The following is a 14317-nucleotide window of genomic DNA, read 5'->3' as shown; positions in this document are numbered from 1 at the left end:
AGGCGGCCGCTGCTGGCGTTCCAGACCCGGTTGACCCGGCCCTGCACGCCGTCCGCTCCCGGCTGCGCCGCCATCGCCTGCAGGTCGGCGGTCGCCACGGCATCCAGCAGGCCGAGCCCGAGCATCGCCGGGCCGACACGTGGCGAGGTCAGCACGCCATCGAGCGGACCGTAGGCGAGTTCGCGAAACTCGAGCCGGGGCTGGCGCAATTCGACGGTCTCGCCGTCGGCAAAGGTGAAGGTGCTCGACTGCCAGTGCAGCGCCGCCCGGCCCTCGCCCGGCACGCCGGGAATCCCCGTCTCGTTGAGCTGGTCGCCGTAGACCGGATGCGGGCGGGGCGCGCCATGGTCGCCGGCGCCGGGTACGGACAGTCGTACCAGCATCTCGCGCATGCGTTCCCCGGGTGAATCCGGCGCCCGGCCGCGACCGTTGGCCGGATGGCAGGAGCTGCAGGCGGGGCGGTTGTACAGCGGGCCGAGTCCGTCGATGTCGGTATCCCGCGATGGCGCCACCACCCAGACCTGGCGGAATAGGCTGCGTCCGTCGGCGAAGCGGGGGCGTTGTGCCGGGTCCAGGCCCGGCATGGGCCGGTCGAGGGCCTGGCGCGCCACGGCTTCGGCGGCGACCAGGGAATGTTCGATCTTGCTGTCGTTCTCCGTGGCCGAGGCCATGCCACTCGTCAGCAGCAGCCCGCCCAGCAGCAGGGCGGATTTCATGCGCTGGCCATCCCTGCCAGCAGGACGGCGGCCTGGTGCTGCCGCTGTGCCACCTGCCGGGCCCATTCGCGCTGCTGATCGTCGGTTGCCCGGGATGTCCCTTGCGCCTCGCTGCGCCAGGCGGCGAGCAGGGCCGGATCGGCGGCCTGGTGCGCATCGATCGGCGGCGTGCCGAGCAACTGGCGGACCGCTTCCAGGCGGCGGCCTTCGCGGCGTTCCCGGGCATGCAGGTCCGCCCACAACTGGCGAAGCTCGGCATGCCGGCTCACCAGCAGCTGTTCGAACAGCGCCGCCAACAGCCCGAGGCGGCCGCTCGCCGGATCGGGCCGATAGGCATAGGCGCCGGCCGCGGCGGCGCGGAACGGATCATGGTAGCCGGCCGGCAGGTCCGTATAGACGGAGGGGCGTACCGGCAGCTTGCGGATGTCCGGGGCGGCCAGCAGTTTCTGCCCCGTTGCCGACAGCACGAAGGCGACGAAGGCTTCGGCCGCCTCCGGCTTCTGCGTGCTGGCGGTGATCGCGATATGGCCGGGATTGAGCCCGCCGTGCGCCGGATAGATGAACTGCAGGGGCGCGCCGCCGGCGATCGCCGAGGCGACGAAGAAGTCGATGGACAGGCCGACCGCCGCCCGTTCGCTGCCTACCTCGTCGCTGACGAAGGTCGAGCCGCGCTCGATCAGGTAGGACAGCCCGGCGATCTCGCTCCAGAGTGCCCAGCCGCGCTCCCAGCCATAGGCCTGCAGGACGATGTCCACCATCACCGGGGCGAAGCCGACCCGGCTCGGCACCGGCAGGGCGATGCGTCCGGCCAGGCGCGGATTGGCCAGGTCCGCCCAGTCGACTGGCGTATCCACGCCCAGTTCGGCGAGCTGGCGTGGATCGATGGCGAAGCCGTAACCGGCGATTTCGGTGGCCAGGTAATGGGCATCCGGTCCGACCAGGGGCAGGGCGCCGACGTGCTCGGGCAGGCCGGCGCGGTCGATCGTCAGCGGCCGCCAGGCGCCGGCCTGGCGCAAGGCCTCGAAGGTGCGCGGCGAGGCGGCCCAGTAGACGTCCACGCCACCCTGTCCGGGCTGCGAAAGCTGTTCGAGGGCGTCGTGCGGGCGGCGCCAGACCAGGTTCATCCGGTACTGCGGATAAAGGCGCTCGAAGGCGGCCTCGAAGGCGGCGATGACCGGTTCCGGGTAGCTGCTGAGGATCACCAGTTCGCGCGGCGTGCCGGCCAGCAGCGGGCGCGCCGCGCAAGCGAGGCCGAGGCCGGCCAGGCCGCCGAGCAGGCGTCGGCGATTCATGAGGTGTGGCATGACGAGTGCTCCGGATCAGAAGGTCAGGTTGGCCTGGACGAGAAAGGTGCGGCCCGGCTCGGGATAGCCTTCGCTGTAGGCGTATTCGCGGTCGAACAGGTTGTGCACGCTGGTGCTCAGGGTGAGTCCGTCGTCGAAGTGGTAGCTGCCCTTGAGGCGGTAGACGGCGAAACCGTCCGCCACCTGCACGCCGTCGCTGGAGCTGTAGCGGCGCGAGGCGGCATCGGCGCTCAGCAGCAGCTCCCAGGGACCAAAGGTCCGGCCCAGGCTGGCGAAGGCCTTGTGCCGGGGCGTGTCGGTCAGCCGTACGCTGTCGTCGGAGCGGTTCTGCCGGTCCAGGTAGAGGTAGTTGAAGGCGATGTCCCAGCCCTGCAACTGGCCGTCCAGCACCAGCTCCAGGCCGTTGACCCGCGCCTGGTCGACGTTCTGCATCTGCGAGCACGGCGGGCTGGAGCAGCGCGAGTCGTCGATCCGCACCGATTGCAGCAGGTCGTCGATATGGCTGCGGAACACGGCCATATCCATTTGCCAGCCGGCGCCCAGGGCCCGGCTATGGCCCACTTCGAAGTGGGTGGCGTGTTCGGATTTCAGCCCGGGGTTGGGCACTGCCGTACCCATGCGGTAGGAGTAGCGATCCTTGATGGTGGCGAAGCGGCTCTTGCGGGCCACGCTGAGCCGCCACTGGCTGTCCGCATCCGGCCGGTAGAACAGGCCGAGCTGGCCGTTGTTGCTGTGGTTGCGCCCGCCGTCCTCGTCCACCAGGCCGGTGGAGACGGTGTAGTTCTGCGCCTTGCGGCCATCGCGGCGGTCATGGCCGAAACCGGCCACCAAAGTCAGGCTGTCGCTCAGCTCGCGGCTGTACTCGGCGGCCAGCGACTGGGTGCGGTCCTCGAAGCGCTGCCAGGGCTCGCCGGCATCGTGTTCGCGGTGCACGTCTTCCTTGTAGTGGTAGGCCAGGCGCAGCAGGTCGCGCGAGGTCATCTGCCACTGGTCTTCCAGGCTCAGGCCGTTGCTGTAGTCGCCGTACCAGCTGCGGAAGGCGCGCGGGGTGTTCTGGGCGCTGTAGCTGGCATCGTCGTAGGCGAACAGCGAGTTCTCGTAAGTGTCGTGGTAGGCGCGGAATTTCAGCCGGTGGTCGCCCAGGCCGGTGCTGCTGCCCAGGTAGACGCTGGTCTTGTCCCAGGTCGGCCACTGCCAGTAGCGGCTGCTGCTCAGGCGGCCGGCATAGGGCGGATTGCCCTTTTCACCTTCCTGGCGCACGTAGCCGAGCATGTACTCGTCGCTGTCGTTGGGCGTCAGGCCCAGCTTGAAGGATGCCTTCTGGTCGGTCCGGTAGCTGTTGTGGCGGCGGCCTTCGGCCTGGTAGGGCGCCGTGTCGAAGCTGCCGGGCAGACGGAAATAGTCTTCGTCCAGGTAGGACAGGCCGGCCTGCAGGTACCAGTTGCCCTGGTTGCTGCCCAGGTTGGCGTAGGTCCGCCAGGCGTTGCGTTCACCATGATCGGTGAAGGACAGGCCCCCGCCGACCTCGCCCTCGAAGGCCCGCTGCGGTTTGCGGGTGATCAGGTTGATCGCGCCGCCCAGGGTGTTCGGCCCGTAGATCATGGAGCTGAAGCCCTTGGCCACTTCGACACGCTCCAGATCGAAAGTGGTGAAGCGGCCGAGGTCCGCGTAGCCATCGTAGGGCACGTAGATAGGAATACCGTCGATAAAGATGGGGACCTGGCGCAAATCGAAACCGCGCACCCGGACCATCTCTTCGTTGCGTGCGCCACCGCGGCTGAGGGTCACGCCCGGGAGCAACTCGAGCGCCGTGCCGAGGGTTTCGCGGTCATGGGCGCGGATCTGTTCGCGGGTGACCACGTGGGTTCCGCTCAGGCTGTCTTCGCCGCGGTTGTCGACGATGACGACGCTGCCCAGGTCGATCGGTGCTGCATGGGCGAGCGTGGATATGCCCAGGGCACCTGTGAACAACAGGAAGTGGAAACGCTGGGTAAGCATGGGGGCTCCGTTGGCTCTGTGTTTATGTTCATTTTTTATATAGATAAATGAGCACAAGCCATGCCAAACGGATAAATCTTCATTTCAGGATTTATAAAACCTTGCTGAACAATAGGTTGCTTTTGAGTGGTAATGCTGCTTTGAGCGTTCGGTGCACGCTGATCGCAAAAATGTTTTATATAAGACACTATATCGTTAAATTTTGTCGCAATGCGGACATGACCTCGTCGCCGGTCATTGCCGGCCCTGCCGTGGCTCGATACCGACGGGCGGAGCCGATCAATCGACGGCGATAATGACGTGCGAGGCCTTGATCAGGGCGGTGCAGTCCTGGCCGGTGCCCAGTTCCAGTTCGGCGACGCTGGCATTGGTCACCAGGGCGGTCAGCGTGCGGCCCGGCGACAGGCGCAGCTTGACTTCGCTGCGCACGACACCCGGGATCAGGCTCAGCAGCTTGCCGTGCAGGCGGTTGCGGGCGCTGATCCGCACCTCGGGATCGGGCGACAGCATCACGAAGTCGGCCTTGATCAGGGCCATGGCCATCGAGCCCTCATGCAGTTGCATCTCTTCCAGGCTGTCACCCGACAATGTCGCCTGCAGCGTCACGCCCTCGCCGATATCCAGCGTTACGCAGCCTTCGATGGCATCTCGCTCGATGCGGGTGATGCGCCCGCGGTACTGGTTGCGCGCGCTGGTCCTGAGCGACAGCGCGCGCAATTGCCGCTGGATTTCGACCGCTTCCATCGGCTCGGCGGATGGGGGCGTTTCCTGCAACTGGTGCCAGGCCTCCAGTAGGCGTCTTCCGTATTCGGTCAGGTGGGTGCCGCCTTCGGCCGAATAGTCGATCAAGGGCGCCTGGGACAGGTTGTTCATGGCGTCCACGCAGTCCCAGGCGTTCTTGTAGCTGAGCCGGATCTGCTTGGCGGCGCGGCTGATGGAGCCGGATGCCTCGATCGATGCCAGGAGCTCGAGGCTGCGCTCGGCGTTGCGCAGGGGTATGGGCCCGGGCTGGCGGTCGCTGGGCATCTGTATCTGTATCTGTAATGGAGGGACGTTCATGGAAGGGCTCCTGGGAAATACGGTCTCGCTTCAGTCTGCAAAAAGCATCGCCATGCCGTCGTTCGGGAGAAAACGCGGGTTTTTCAAGGGGTTGGCCTTCTGCTTGGCGGATCCGTGAGTGTTCGGGTCATGACAGGTGGGGCTTATCTATGTCGTTTTGTATATAAGTAAACAGGCCGAAGCCAGAAGTTTCGATCGCCTGTCCGGTCGGGTGGGGCTTGTAGCAAAGGTGACATTCCGCTTCGGCAGGTCCTGTTCGCGACACCCGGCCTCGCCTCCCTCTTATTACAACTTGTTGATAATCATCGTATTTCGCTCCTTCTCGGCAGTGGCATGGCGGTTGCAATTCACCTGGCACAGGTTGCCCCAGGCAGCCGCGTTCAGCCGAGGAGATATGCCGATGATTACTTTGACCGAGAGCGCCAAGAGCGCGGTTAGCCGCTTCATCAGCAACGCCGACAAGCCCACCGCCGGCTTGCGCATCAGCGTCGAGGGCGGCGGCTGTGCGGGGCTGAAATACAGCCTGAAGCTGGAAGAACAAGGCCTCGACGGAGACCAGCGGGTCGACTGCGGCGCCTTCACCGTGCTGGTCGACGACGCCAGCGCACCGCTGCTCGACGGCGTGACCATGGACTTCGTCGACAGCATGGAAGGCAGCGGCTTCACCTTCGTCAACCCGAACGCCAGCAGCGGTTGCAACTGCGGCAAGTCCTTCGCCTGCTAGCGTCCGCTCGAGTTCCGAGCGGGCGCTGGCCACTCGAGGCGACCGGCCAAGACCGGCCGCCCAGTATTCACCGGGAGATCAGCCGTCATGTGGGATTATTCGGAAAAGGTCAAAGAACACTTCTACAACCCGAAGAACGCCGGCGCGGTCGCCGAGGCCAATGCCGTCGGCGACGTCGGCTCGCTGAGTTGCGGCGATGCCCTGCGGCTGTCGCTGAAGGTCGACCCTGACACCGACGTGATTCTCGACGCCGGCTTCCAGACCTTCGGCTGCGGTTCGGCGATCGCATCAAGCTCGGCGCTGACCGAGATGATCAAGGGACTGACCGTCGATGAGGCGCTGAAGATCAGCAACCAGGACATCGCCGATTTCCTCGACGGCCTGCCGCCGGAGAAGATGCATTGTTCGGTGATGGGCCGCGAGGCCCTGCAGGCGGCGGTGGCCAATTACCGCGGAGAAACGCTCGAGGACGACCACGAGGAAGGCGCGCTGGTATGCAAGTGCTTCGCCATCGACGAGGTGATGGTGCGCGAGACGATCCGCGCCAACCACCTCTCCAGCGTCGAGGACGTGACCAACTACACCAAGGCCGGCGGTGGCTGCTCGTCCTGCCACGAAGGCATCGAGCGCCTGCTCGTCGAGGAACTGGCCGCTCGCGGCGAAATCTTCGTGCCGGCTGGCACTGGCGCCAAGGCGGCGAAGAAGAAGGCCAAGGCGCCGCTGGTGACCCTGGAGACCCCGCAGACGGAGCAGACGGCGCCCGCCGCGCCGCGCATGACCACCCTGCAGCGCATTCGGCGTATCGAAACGGTGCTCGAGTCGATCCGCCCGACGCTGCAGCGCGACCACGGCGATGTCGAGTTGCTGGATGTCGAGGGCAAGAACATCTACGTCAAGCTGACCGGTGCCTGCACCGGTTGCCAGATGGCCAGCATGACGCTGTCCGGTATCCAGCAACGGCTGATCGAGGAACTCGGCGAATTCGTCAAGGTGGTCCCGGTCAGTTCGGCGGCTCACAGCCAGATGGCGGAGGTGTGAGATGAACGGCATATACCTCGACAATAACGCGACCACCCGCGTCGATGATGAAGTGGTGCAGGCCATGCTGCCGTTCTTCACCGAACAGTTCGGCAACCCGTCGTCGATGCACAGCTTCGGCAATCAGGTCGGCATGGCGCTGAAGAAGGCACGCCAGAGCGTGCAGCGGCTGATCGGCGCCGAGTACGACTCGGAGATCGTATTCACCTCCTGTGGCACCGAGGCGGACTCCACCGCGATTCTCTCGGCGCTCAAGGCCCAGCCCGAGCGCAAGACCCTCATCACCACGGTGGTCGAACATCCGGCCATCCTCAGCCTGTGCGACTACCTGGCCGAGGACGGCTATACCGTGCACAAGCTCAAGGTGGACAAGAAAGGCCGCCTGGACCTGGATGAGTACGCCGCGCTGCTCGACGACGACGTGGCCATCGTCTCGGTGATGTGGGCCAACAATGAGACCGGCACGCTGTTCCCGGTGGAGCGGATGGCGCAGATGGCCGACGATGCCGGGATCATGTTCCACACCGATGCGGTGCAGGCGGTCGGCAAGGTGCCGATGAACCTGAAGGACAGCGCCATCCACATGCTCTCGCTGTCCGGGCACAAACTGCATGCCCCCAAGGGCGTCGGCGTGCTCTATCTGCGCCGCGGCACGCGCTTTCGTCCGCTGCTGCGCGGCGGCCACCAGGAGCGCGGTCGGCGCGCCGGCACCGAGAATGCGGCGTCCATCGTCGGCCTGGGCGTGGCCGCCGAGCGTGCACTGGCCTTCATGGCGCATGAGAACACCGAGGTCAGGCGCCTGCGCGACAAGCTCGAGGCCGGCATCCTCGCCGCGGTGCCGTATGCCTTCGTCACCGGCGACCCGGACAATCGCTTGCCGAACACCGCCAACATCGCCTTCGAATACATCGAGGGCGAGGCCATCCTGCTGCTGCTGAACAAGGTCGGCATCGCCGCCTCCAGCGGTTCGGCCTGCACCTCCGGTTCGCTGGAACCCTCCCACGTGATGCGCGCGATGGACATTCCCTACACGGCGGCCCACGGCAGCGTGCGCTTCTCGCTGTCGCGCTACACCACCGAGGAACAGATCGACTACGTGATCCGTGAGGTGCCGCCGATCATCGCCCAGCTGCGCAAGCTGTCGCCCTACTGGAGCGGCAACGGTCCGGCCGAGGAAGTGGGCGATTCGTTCGCACCGGTTTACGCCTGATTGTCGCGCGGCCATGGCCGAGGAGGTTCCGCATGTCCATCGTGATCGACGACACCACCCTGCGTGACGGCGAACAGAGCGCCGGGGTCGCCTTCAGCGCCGAGGAGAAGATCGCCATTGCCCGCGCCCTGGCGCAACTCGGCGTGCCGGAGCTGGAAATCGGCATCCCGAGCATGGGCGAGGAGGAGTGCGAGGTGATGCGTGCCATCGCCGGGCTCGCCCTGCCGGTACGGCTGCTGGCCTGGTGCCGGCTGTGCGACACGGACCTGCTGGCCGCCTGTGGCACGGGCGTGGGCATGGTCGACCTGTCACTGCCGGTTTCCGATCTGATGCTCAGGCACAAGCTCGACCGCGATCGCGAATGGGCCCTGGCAGAGGTCGGCCGGCTGGTGGAGGCGGCGCGCAATGCCGGCCTGGAGGTATGCCTGGGCTGCGAGGATGCCTCGCGCGCCGATGCGGAATTCATCGTCCGCGTCGCGGAAGTCGCCCAGGCCGCCGGTGCTCGGCGGTTGCGCTTCGCCGACACGGTGGGTGTGATGGAGCCGTTCGCCATGTACGAGCGCTTCCGTTTTCTCGCCGAGCGCCTGGACCTCGAGCTGGAAGTCCATGCCCACGACGACTTCGGCCTGGCCACGGCCAACACCCTGGCGGCGGTCAGGGGCGGCGCCACCCATATCAATACCACGGTCAACGGCCTCGGCGAGCGGGCCGGCAACGCCGCGCTGGAGGAGTGCGCGCTGGCGCTCAAGCACCTGCATGGCATCGATTGCGGCATCGACGTGCGTGGCATTCCCTCGATCTCGGCGTTGGTGGAGCAGGCCTCCGGGCGCCAGGTGGCCTGGCAGAAAAGCGTGGTCGGTGCCGGAGTGTTCACCCACGAGGCGGGCATCCACGTCGATGGGCTGCTCAAGCACCGGCGCAACTACGAAGGGCTCAATCCCGACGAACTCGGGCGCAGCCACAGTCTGGTGCTGGGCAAGCATTCCGGCGCGCACATGGTCGAGCTGAGTTACCGCGAACTGGGCATCGAGCTGCAGCAGTGGCAAAGCCGGGCGCTGCTGGGCTGTATCCGTCGCTTCTCCACGCAGACCAAGCGCAGCCCGCAGAGCAGCGACCTGCAGGGCTTCTACCAGCAACTGTGCGAACAGGGCCTGGCCCTGGCCGGGGGTGCCGCATGAGCCTGTACCGCGAATGCCGCGACGACGTGCGCTGCGTGTTCCAGCGCGACCCCGCCGCACGTTCCACGCTGGAGGTGCTGACCACCTATCCGGGCGTGCACGCGATCATGCTCTATCGCCTCGCGCATCGCCTCTGGTGTCGCGAGTGGCACTATGCGGCGCGTCTGCTGGGCTTTTTCGGACGGTTGCTGAGCAACGTCGATATCCACCCCGGCGCCCGCATCGGCGCGCGTTTCTTCATCGACCATGGTGCCGGCGTGGTGATCGGCGAGACCGCCGAGATCGGCGACGACGTCACCCTCTATCACGGCGTGACCCTGGGCGGCACCAGCTGGCGCAAGGGCAAGCGTCATCCGACCCTGGGCGACGGCGTGCTGGTTGGCGCCGGGGCGAAGATCCTCGGGCCGATCAGCATCGGTGCCAATGCCCGGGTCGGCGCCAATTCGGTGGTGGTGCAGGACGTGCCGGACGGCTGCACGGTGGTCGGCATCCCCGGCAAGGTGGTGCGCCTGCGCGAAGCCGGCCGGCCCAACGCGCATGGTATCGATCTCGATCATCACCTGATCCCCGACCCGGTGGGCAAGGCCATCGCCTGCCTGCTGGAGCGCCTGGACAGTCTGGAGAAGCAGGTGGAGCAGGGTGGCCTGGTCGCCACAGGCAGCCAGCAGCGGCGCTACCAGAGTTGCCAGCCGGACAACAGCCTGTGTGAAAACGATTGCCCGGCCGTGGCCGGTCAGTGACGGAGCGCGCCATGGACCTGCAGGATTTCGACGGCACCGGCCTGTATTTCGACGAGCCGCGCCTGCCGCGCGTCGCGGCGCTGCTGGTCGAAGCCGCCGCGCAGTACGCCGCCGGCACGGCGGAGCAGCCGCTGCTGGCGGCGCATGCGCTGGCACCGAGCGACCTCAGCGTGCTGGTCGGGCTCTACCGGTTCTATTTCTACCAGCATCGCCATGCCGATGCCCTGCGCATCGCCGCGCAGGTACTGGAAGTGGTCTCGCCCCGTCTGGGACTGCCCACGGCCTGGAGCGAACTCGATGCCGATTGCCTGGCGCGCGTGGCGCCCCAGGCAATCGGCCTGCTGCGTTTTCATCTGCTGGCGCTCAAGGGCGCCGGCTACCTGAGCTTGCGCCTGGGTCTGTTCGGCCAGGGCAAGGCGATGCTGAGCAAGGTCGCCGAGCTCGATGCGGACAACCGCCTCGGCGCGCGCCTGCTGCTCGACGTACTGGCGGCCAACAGTGCCGCCATTTTCACCTTTCCCCCTGCCGCCACCGTGGAGACACGCCCATGAACGAACAAGCCGCCGATATGACGCTGGACGAGGCGCTGGAAGAGCTGGTGTCCGCCGAGGACTTCCTGAACTTCTTCGGCGTGCCCTTCGTGCCGTCCGTGGTACAGGTCAACCGCCTGCACATCATGCAGCGCTATCACGACTACCTGTGCCAGGCCGGTGACATCGAGCACCTGACGGACGAGGTGCGGCATACGGTCTATCGCCAGTTGCTGGGCCGTGCCTACGAGGACTTCGTCGTCTCCGACGCGCAGACCGAGAAGGTCTTCAAGGTCTTCCACATGCACGAACCGCAGACGACCTTCGTGCCCATCGATCAACTGCTGGGCTGAACGCGTGGGAAAACCTTTTCCCATCTACTGCGACCGCTACCGAACGCCCTCGACTGCGTTCGAGTTTTTCTCAAGCTCTGACCGCAGGAGGTGAGCGCCATGAGCCTGCCGCTCTACGAATATGGCCAGGCCGTAAGGCTGATCCGCAACGTGCGCAACGACGGCACCTACCCTGGCAAGGACACCGGCGCCCTGCTGATGCGCCGCGGCGCGGTGGGCTGCGTCTACGACGTCGGCACCTACCTGCAGGATCAGTTGATCTACCGCGTGCATTTCCTCGATCAGGGTTGCACGGTGGGCTGCCGCGAGGAGGAGCTGATTCCCGCATCGGCGCCCTGGATACCCAACCTCTTCGAATTCCGCGACCAGGTGATCGCCACCCGCAGCCTTGCCGTGCGCGGCGAGGTGGTGGTGGAGCAGGGCCGCGCCGGCAGCATCGAGAAGGTGCTGCGCGACCTGCCTGGCGGCATCCAGTACCACGTGTATTTCGGCGATGGCCGGGTGTTGCAGGTGCCCGAGGAGAGCCTGGCCTGGGCCGACGCGCAAACGGGAGGCGAGCATGAGCATTGATCCCGTCGCCAACGGCGTCCGCTACCAGTTGCTGAAGATCGCCCACGAGCGCTTCGGTTGTGCCCCGGCCGCCCTCAGCACGCCGCAGCGCGAGCAGGCCGAGCGCATCGTCGGTCGCCAGTTGCAGCTGGAGGATGCCGTGCTGCACAGCGCCGAGGCCTGCGGCGTGGTGATCCCGGACGAGCAGGTCGACGAAGCCTGGGCGCAGATCGCCGCCCGCTACGAGGACCCGCTCGCGCTGCGCAAGGCGCTGCTCGACAGCGGCCTGGACGAAGCCGGGCTGCGCCAGCTGCTGGCCCGCGAGCTCAAGGTCGAGACGGTGCTGCAGCGGGTCTGCGCCGGGCTGCCGGAAATCACCGACACGGATGTCAGCCTGTACTACTTCAATCATCCGGAGCGTTTCATGCGGCCCGCCACGCGGCTGGCGCGGCACATCCTGATCACCATCAACGAGGATTTTCCGGAGAACAGCCGGGCCAGTGCCTGGAGCCGCATCAACCTGATCGCCGAGCGCCTGCGGCGCAAGCCGCAGCGTTTCGCCGAGCAGGCGCTGAAGCACTCCGAATGCCCCTCGGCCATGGAAGGCGGAAACCTCGGTCTGGTCCGCCCCGGCGTGCTCTATCCGCAGATCGAAGCCTGCCTGTTCGTCCTGCGTGAAGGCGAGATCGGGCCGGTGGTGGAGACGCCGATGGGCTTTCACCTGGTGTTCTGCGAGGCGATCCATCCGGCCGGCCAGCTGACGTTGCAGGAGGTGCTGCCGCACCTGCGCGAGAAGCTCCGCGCCCGCCAATACGAGCGGCACCAGCGAGCATGGCTGGCCGGCTTGCTGCAGTCCGCCCCAACCTTCGTGGAGACGCTGGCCCATGACTGATATCGACAAGCCCTGCTGTTCATTCTGTGGTGCGGAGAAATCGCCGTCGGTCCCCCTGATCGCGGGTAACGAAGGGCGCATCTGCGAGGCCTGTGTCAAGCTCGCCCACCAGGTGGTGACCAGTTGGGGGCAGCGGCGCAAGGCCCAGCAACTGGCTCCGCAACTGCTCACCCCGGCGGCCTACATGCAGCACCTCGACGAGTCGGTGATCGGCCAGGACGCGGCCAAGGAAACCCTGGCGGTGGCGGTCTACAACCATTACCTGCGCCTGCTCAACTGCACCCGCGAGCCGGTCTGCCAGCTGGGCGGGTCGGTCGAGCTGGAAAAATCCAACATCCTCATGGCCGGCCCGTCCGGCACCGGCAAGACGCTGCTGGTACGCACCCTGGCGCGCATTCTCGGCGTGCCCTTCGCCTCGGCCGATGCCACCACACTGACCCAGGCCGGCTATGTCGGGGATGATGTCGACAGCATCATCGCCCGCCTGCTGGACGCCGCTGGCGGCGACGTGCAGAAGGCGCAATGGGGCATCGTCTATATCGACGAGGTGGACAAGCTGGCGCGGCGTGGCGGGGGCGGCACGGCGGTGCGCGACATTTCCGGCGAAGGCGTACAGCAGGCATTGCTCAAGCTGGTCGAGGGCAGCGAGGTGCGCATCGGCAAGGGCGGTCGGCGCGGCGAACACGGCGAGGAGCAGGTGGTGGATACCCGCAACATCCTGTTCATCGCCGGCGGTGCCTTTCCGGGCCTGGAAACCCTGGTCGGCAGCCGCGTGCATCCGCGCGGCAGCGCGATCGGCTTCCATGCGCGGCCGCAGCAGCAGACACCTTCGATCAACGAGCTGCTGGCGGCGTTGCTGCCGGATGATCTCCATGAGTTCGGGCTGATCCCCGAATTCATCGGCCGTTTTCCGATCATCACCTTTCTCCGTGAGCTGGATCACGCGACGTTGCTGCGCATTCTCAGCGAGCCGCGTAATGCGCTGGTCAAGCAATACCAGCAGTTGTTCGCCTACCAGGGCGTGAAGCTGGAGTTCAGCCCGGCGGCGCTCAGCCATATCGCCGACCTGGCGCTGCTACGCGGTACCGGCGCGCGCGGGTTGCGCGCGGTCATGGAAGGTGCGCTGCAGCGCACCATGTTCGAGATGCCGGCGCAGCCGCAACTGCGCAGTTGCCTGCTCGACCTCGACGAGGAGGGCAGCGAACTGGTGGTGCTCAGGCAGTTCGACGAGCACGCCGAGGCGCAACCTGCCGACAGCCGAGCGGCTGCGGCCTCCGCGCAGCGTGCCCAGCTGGTGGTGGTGGATGGCTAGTGTTACGTCAACCATGGAACGCACGCACTGTAGGAGGCGCCTGCGTGTCTTCGATGCCGCACTGTCGGGCAGCAAAGAGGGGGCAACCCCGAGAAAGCCACCTGTGCACACCGCGCCCGTAGGAGCTCGGGGAGACGCCGAGTCCTTGCCGGCGATCATCGGCGTTGCGGCCGATCGGGCTCCTAGCGGTGGGGCAAAAGGATAATCCGCGTTCATACCCGGCAGACGCGTGGGCAAGGTTTCGCCGTTGCCCACCCTACGAAACCGACGCCGGATGCGTGAGAGACTCTGGGGCTGTCGAGATTCATCCGCAAGCTGCAAGCCACGCGGTCGCGACGAAAACAGTCGGTTGGTTGAGCGCAGCGAAGCCCGGCGAGCGATGGGGCAGCCGATGCAGTGGCATGTGTTGGGCTTCGCCGCTTCGCGGTCAACCCAAACTAAAAAAGCCCGGTGCGTCTCAGCGCAGCGGCGGTGCCCAGAGGCCGTTCCCGTTTCGTCACGAACGGGGCGAGGCGGCGTTTGGCGGATCAACTGCCCCAATGTCGCATTGCCGACAGCGGCAAGCGGCTGTCGGCAGCCGGCTTGTGTGGTTTGCGACAGAAGGATTCTATAAAAACTATTTATTTTCAGCTACTTACACTAGAAAAGCGGCTGGCGTGCTTCCTGCTATGAAGTCTTTGCCGAGCGGGCGCGGACCCGGCGAGGTGCACATTC

General features: G+C 66.2%; 14 protein-coding genes. 10 read left to right on the top strand and 4 right to left on the bottom strand.

Annotation, left to right across the window (positions count from 1 at the left end; genetic code table 11):
* The 4 genes from IN820_RS22720 to IN820_RS18665 form a co-directional block, all read right to left on the bottom strand.
* Positions 1 to 716, bottom strand: a 716-nt coding sequence (locus tag IN820_RS22720) for a di-heme oxidoredictase family protein (RefSeq protein WP_328822114.1), incomplete at its 3' end; no start/stop codon positions are given.
* Positions 713 to 2020 (bottom strand): ABC transporter substrate-binding protein, encoded by a 1308-nt coding sequence (locus IN820_RS18675; protein WP_193682391.1) that lies wholly within the window; start codon positions 2018 to 2020, stop codon positions 713 to 715. The genes IN820_RS18675 and IN820_RS22720, both read right to left, overlap by 4 nt.
* Positions 2021 to 2035: 15 nt before the next feature.
* Positions 2036 to 4018 carry a TonB-dependent receptor plug domain-containing protein gene (locus IN820_RS18670; protein WP_193682390.1) on the bottom strand — a complete coding sequence of 661 codons (1983 nt, stop codon included), beginning with the start codon at positions 4016 to 4018 and terminating at the stop codon, positions 2036 to 2038.
* A 279-nt stretch (positions 4019 to 4297) separates the two neighbouring features.
* Positions 4298 to 5077 (bottom strand): TOBE domain-containing protein, encoded by a 780-nt coding sequence (locus tag IN820_RS18665; protein WP_193682389.1) that lies wholly within the window; start codon positions 5075 to 5077, stop codon positions 4298 to 4300.
* A 400-nt stretch (positions 5078 to 5477) separates the two neighbouring features.
* Here IN820_RS18665 and IN820_RS18660 point away from each other — a divergent pair, with 400 nt between their 5' ends.
* The 10 genes from IN820_RS18660 (at position 5478) to clpX (ending at position 13603) form a co-directional block, all read left to right on the top strand.
* Positions 5478 to 5801, top strand: coding sequence for a HesB/IscA family protein (locus tag IN820_RS18660; RefSeq protein WP_193682388.1), 324 nt, complete (start codon positions 5478 to 5480; stop codon positions 5799 to 5801).
* Positions 5802 to 5888: 87 nt separating this feature from the next.
* Complete coding sequence (gene nifU, locus IN820_RS18655; protein ID WP_193682387.1) at positions 5889 to 6839, top strand: Fe-S cluster assembly protein NifU; 951 nt, start codon at positions 5889 to 5891, stop codon at positions 6837 to 6839.
* 1 nt (position 6840) lies between these two features.
* Positions 6841 to 8049: a cysteine desulfurase NifS gene (gene nifS / locus IN820_RS18650; protein ID WP_193682386.1), complete on the top strand. Its 1209-nt coding sequence runs from the start codon at positions 6841 to 6843 to the stop codon at positions 8047 to 8049.
* Between the two features lie 32 nt (positions 8050 to 8081).
* Entirely contained in the window at positions 8082 to 9227 is a 1146-nt protein-coding gene (nifV, locus tag IN820_RS18645; RefSeq protein WP_193682385.1) for a homocitrate synthase, read from the top strand.
* Positions 9224 to 9967 carry a serine O-acetyltransferase gene (gene cysE / locus IN820_RS18640; RefSeq protein WP_193682384.1) on the top strand — a complete coding sequence of 248 codons (744 nt, stop codon included), beginning with the start codon at positions 9224 to 9226 and terminating at the stop codon, positions 9965 to 9967. The genes nifV and cysE overlap by 4 nt, the downstream gene beginning before the upstream one ends.
* A gap of 11 nt (positions 9968 to 9978) precedes the next feature.
* Complete coding sequence (locus IN820_RS18635; RefSeq protein ID WP_193682383.1) at positions 9979 to 10518, top strand: hypothetical protein; 540 nt, start codon at positions 9979 to 9981, stop codon at positions 10516 to 10518.
* Positions 10515 to 10850 carry a nitrogenase-stabilizing/protective protein NifW gene (nifW, locus tag IN820_RS18630; protein ID WP_193682382.1) on the top strand — a complete coding sequence of 112 codons (336 nt, stop codon included), beginning with the start codon at positions 10515 to 10517 and terminating at the stop codon, positions 10848 to 10850. Before IN820_RS18635 ends, nifW begins: the two co-directional genes overlap by 4 nt.
* Positions 10851 to 10949: 99 nt before the next feature.
* The gene (locus IN820_RS18625; RefSeq protein WP_193682381.1) at positions 10950 to 11420 is read left to right on the top strand and encodes a nitrogen fixation protein NifZ; all 471 of its coding nucleotides are present in this window, start codon (positions 10950 to 10952) and stop codon (positions 11418 to 11420) included.
* On the top strand, positions 11410 to 12291 hold the full coding sequence (gene nifM / locus IN820_RS18620) for a nitrogen fixation protein NifM (protein WP_193682380.1): 882 nt from the start codon (positions 11410 to 11412) through the stop codon (positions 12289 to 12291). Before IN820_RS18625 ends, nifM begins: the two co-directional genes overlap by 11 nt.
* Complete coding sequence (gene clpX, locus IN820_RS18615; protein WP_193682379.1) at positions 12284 to 13603, top strand: ATP-dependent Clp protease ATP-binding subunit ClpX; 1320 nt, start codon at positions 12284 to 12286, stop codon at positions 13601 to 13603. Before nifM ends, clpX begins: the two co-directional genes overlap by 8 nt.
* The last annotated feature ends 714 nt before the right edge of the window (positions 13604 to 14317 follow it).

Source organism: Pseudomonas lopnurensis, assembly GCF_015070855.1.
Lineage (GTDB): Bacteria > Pseudomonadota > Gammaproteobacteria > Pseudomonadales > Pseudomonadaceae > Stutzerimonas > Stutzerimonas lopnurensis.
The sequence above is the reverse complement of the archived record's forward strand: the minus strand, read 5'-3'. Positions and strand labels throughout refer to the sequence as shown.

What these genes read in the sequence shown, in the direction of transcription:
- IN820_RS18665 (WP_193682389.1), bottom strand. Translation starts at nt 5,077, where the DNA reads ATGAACGTCCCTCCATTACAGATACAGATACAGATGCCCAGCGACCGC.
- nifW (WP_193682382.1), top strand. Translation starts at nt 10,515, where the DNA reads ATGAACGAACAAGCCGCCGATATGACGCTGGACGAGGCGCTGGAAGAG.
- nifS (WP_193682386.1), top strand. Translation starts at nt 6,841, where the DNA reads ATGAACGGCATATACCTCGACAATAACGCGACCACCCGCGTCGATGAT.
- IN820_RS18675 (WP_193682391.1), bottom strand. Translation starts at nt 2,020, where the DNA reads ATGCCACACCTCATGAATCGCCGACGCCTGCTCGGCGGCCTGGCCGGC.
- IN820_RS18670 (WP_193682390.1), bottom strand. Translation starts at nt 4,018, where the DNA reads ATGCTTACCCAGCGTTTCCACTTCCTGTTGTTCACAGGTGCCCTGGGC.
- IN820_RS18625 (WP_193682381.1), top strand. Translation starts at nt 10,950, where the DNA reads ATGAGCCTGCCGCTCTACGAATATGGCCAGGCCGTAAGGCTGATCCGC.
- IN820_RS18635 (WP_193682383.1), top strand. Translation starts at nt 9,979, where the DNA reads ATGGACCTGCAGGATTTCGACGGCACCGGCCTGTATTTCGACGAGCCG.
- clpX (WP_193682379.1), top strand. Translation starts at nt 12,284, where the DNA reads ATGACTGATATCGACAAGCCCTGCTGTTCATTCTGTGGTGCGGAGAAA.
- IN820_RS18660 (WP_193682388.1), top strand. Translation starts at nt 5,478, where the DNA reads ATGATTACTTTGACCGAGAGCGCCAAGAGCGCGGTTAGCCGCTTCATC.
- nifU (WP_193682387.1), top strand. Translation starts at nt 5,889, where the DNA reads ATGTGGGATTATTCGGAAAAGGTCAAAGAACACTTCTACAACCCGAAG.
- nifM (WP_193682380.1), top strand. Translation starts at nt 11,410, where the DNA reads ATGAGCATTGATCCCGTCGCCAACGGCGTCCGCTACCAGTTGCTGAAG.
- cysE (WP_193682384.1), top strand. Translation starts at nt 9,224, where the DNA reads ATGAGCCTGTACCGCGAATGCCGCGACGACGTGCGCTGCGTGTTCCAG.
- nifV (WP_193682385.1), top strand. Translation starts at nt 8,082, where the DNA reads ATGTCCATCGTGATCGACGACACCACCCTGCGTGACGGCGAACAGAGC.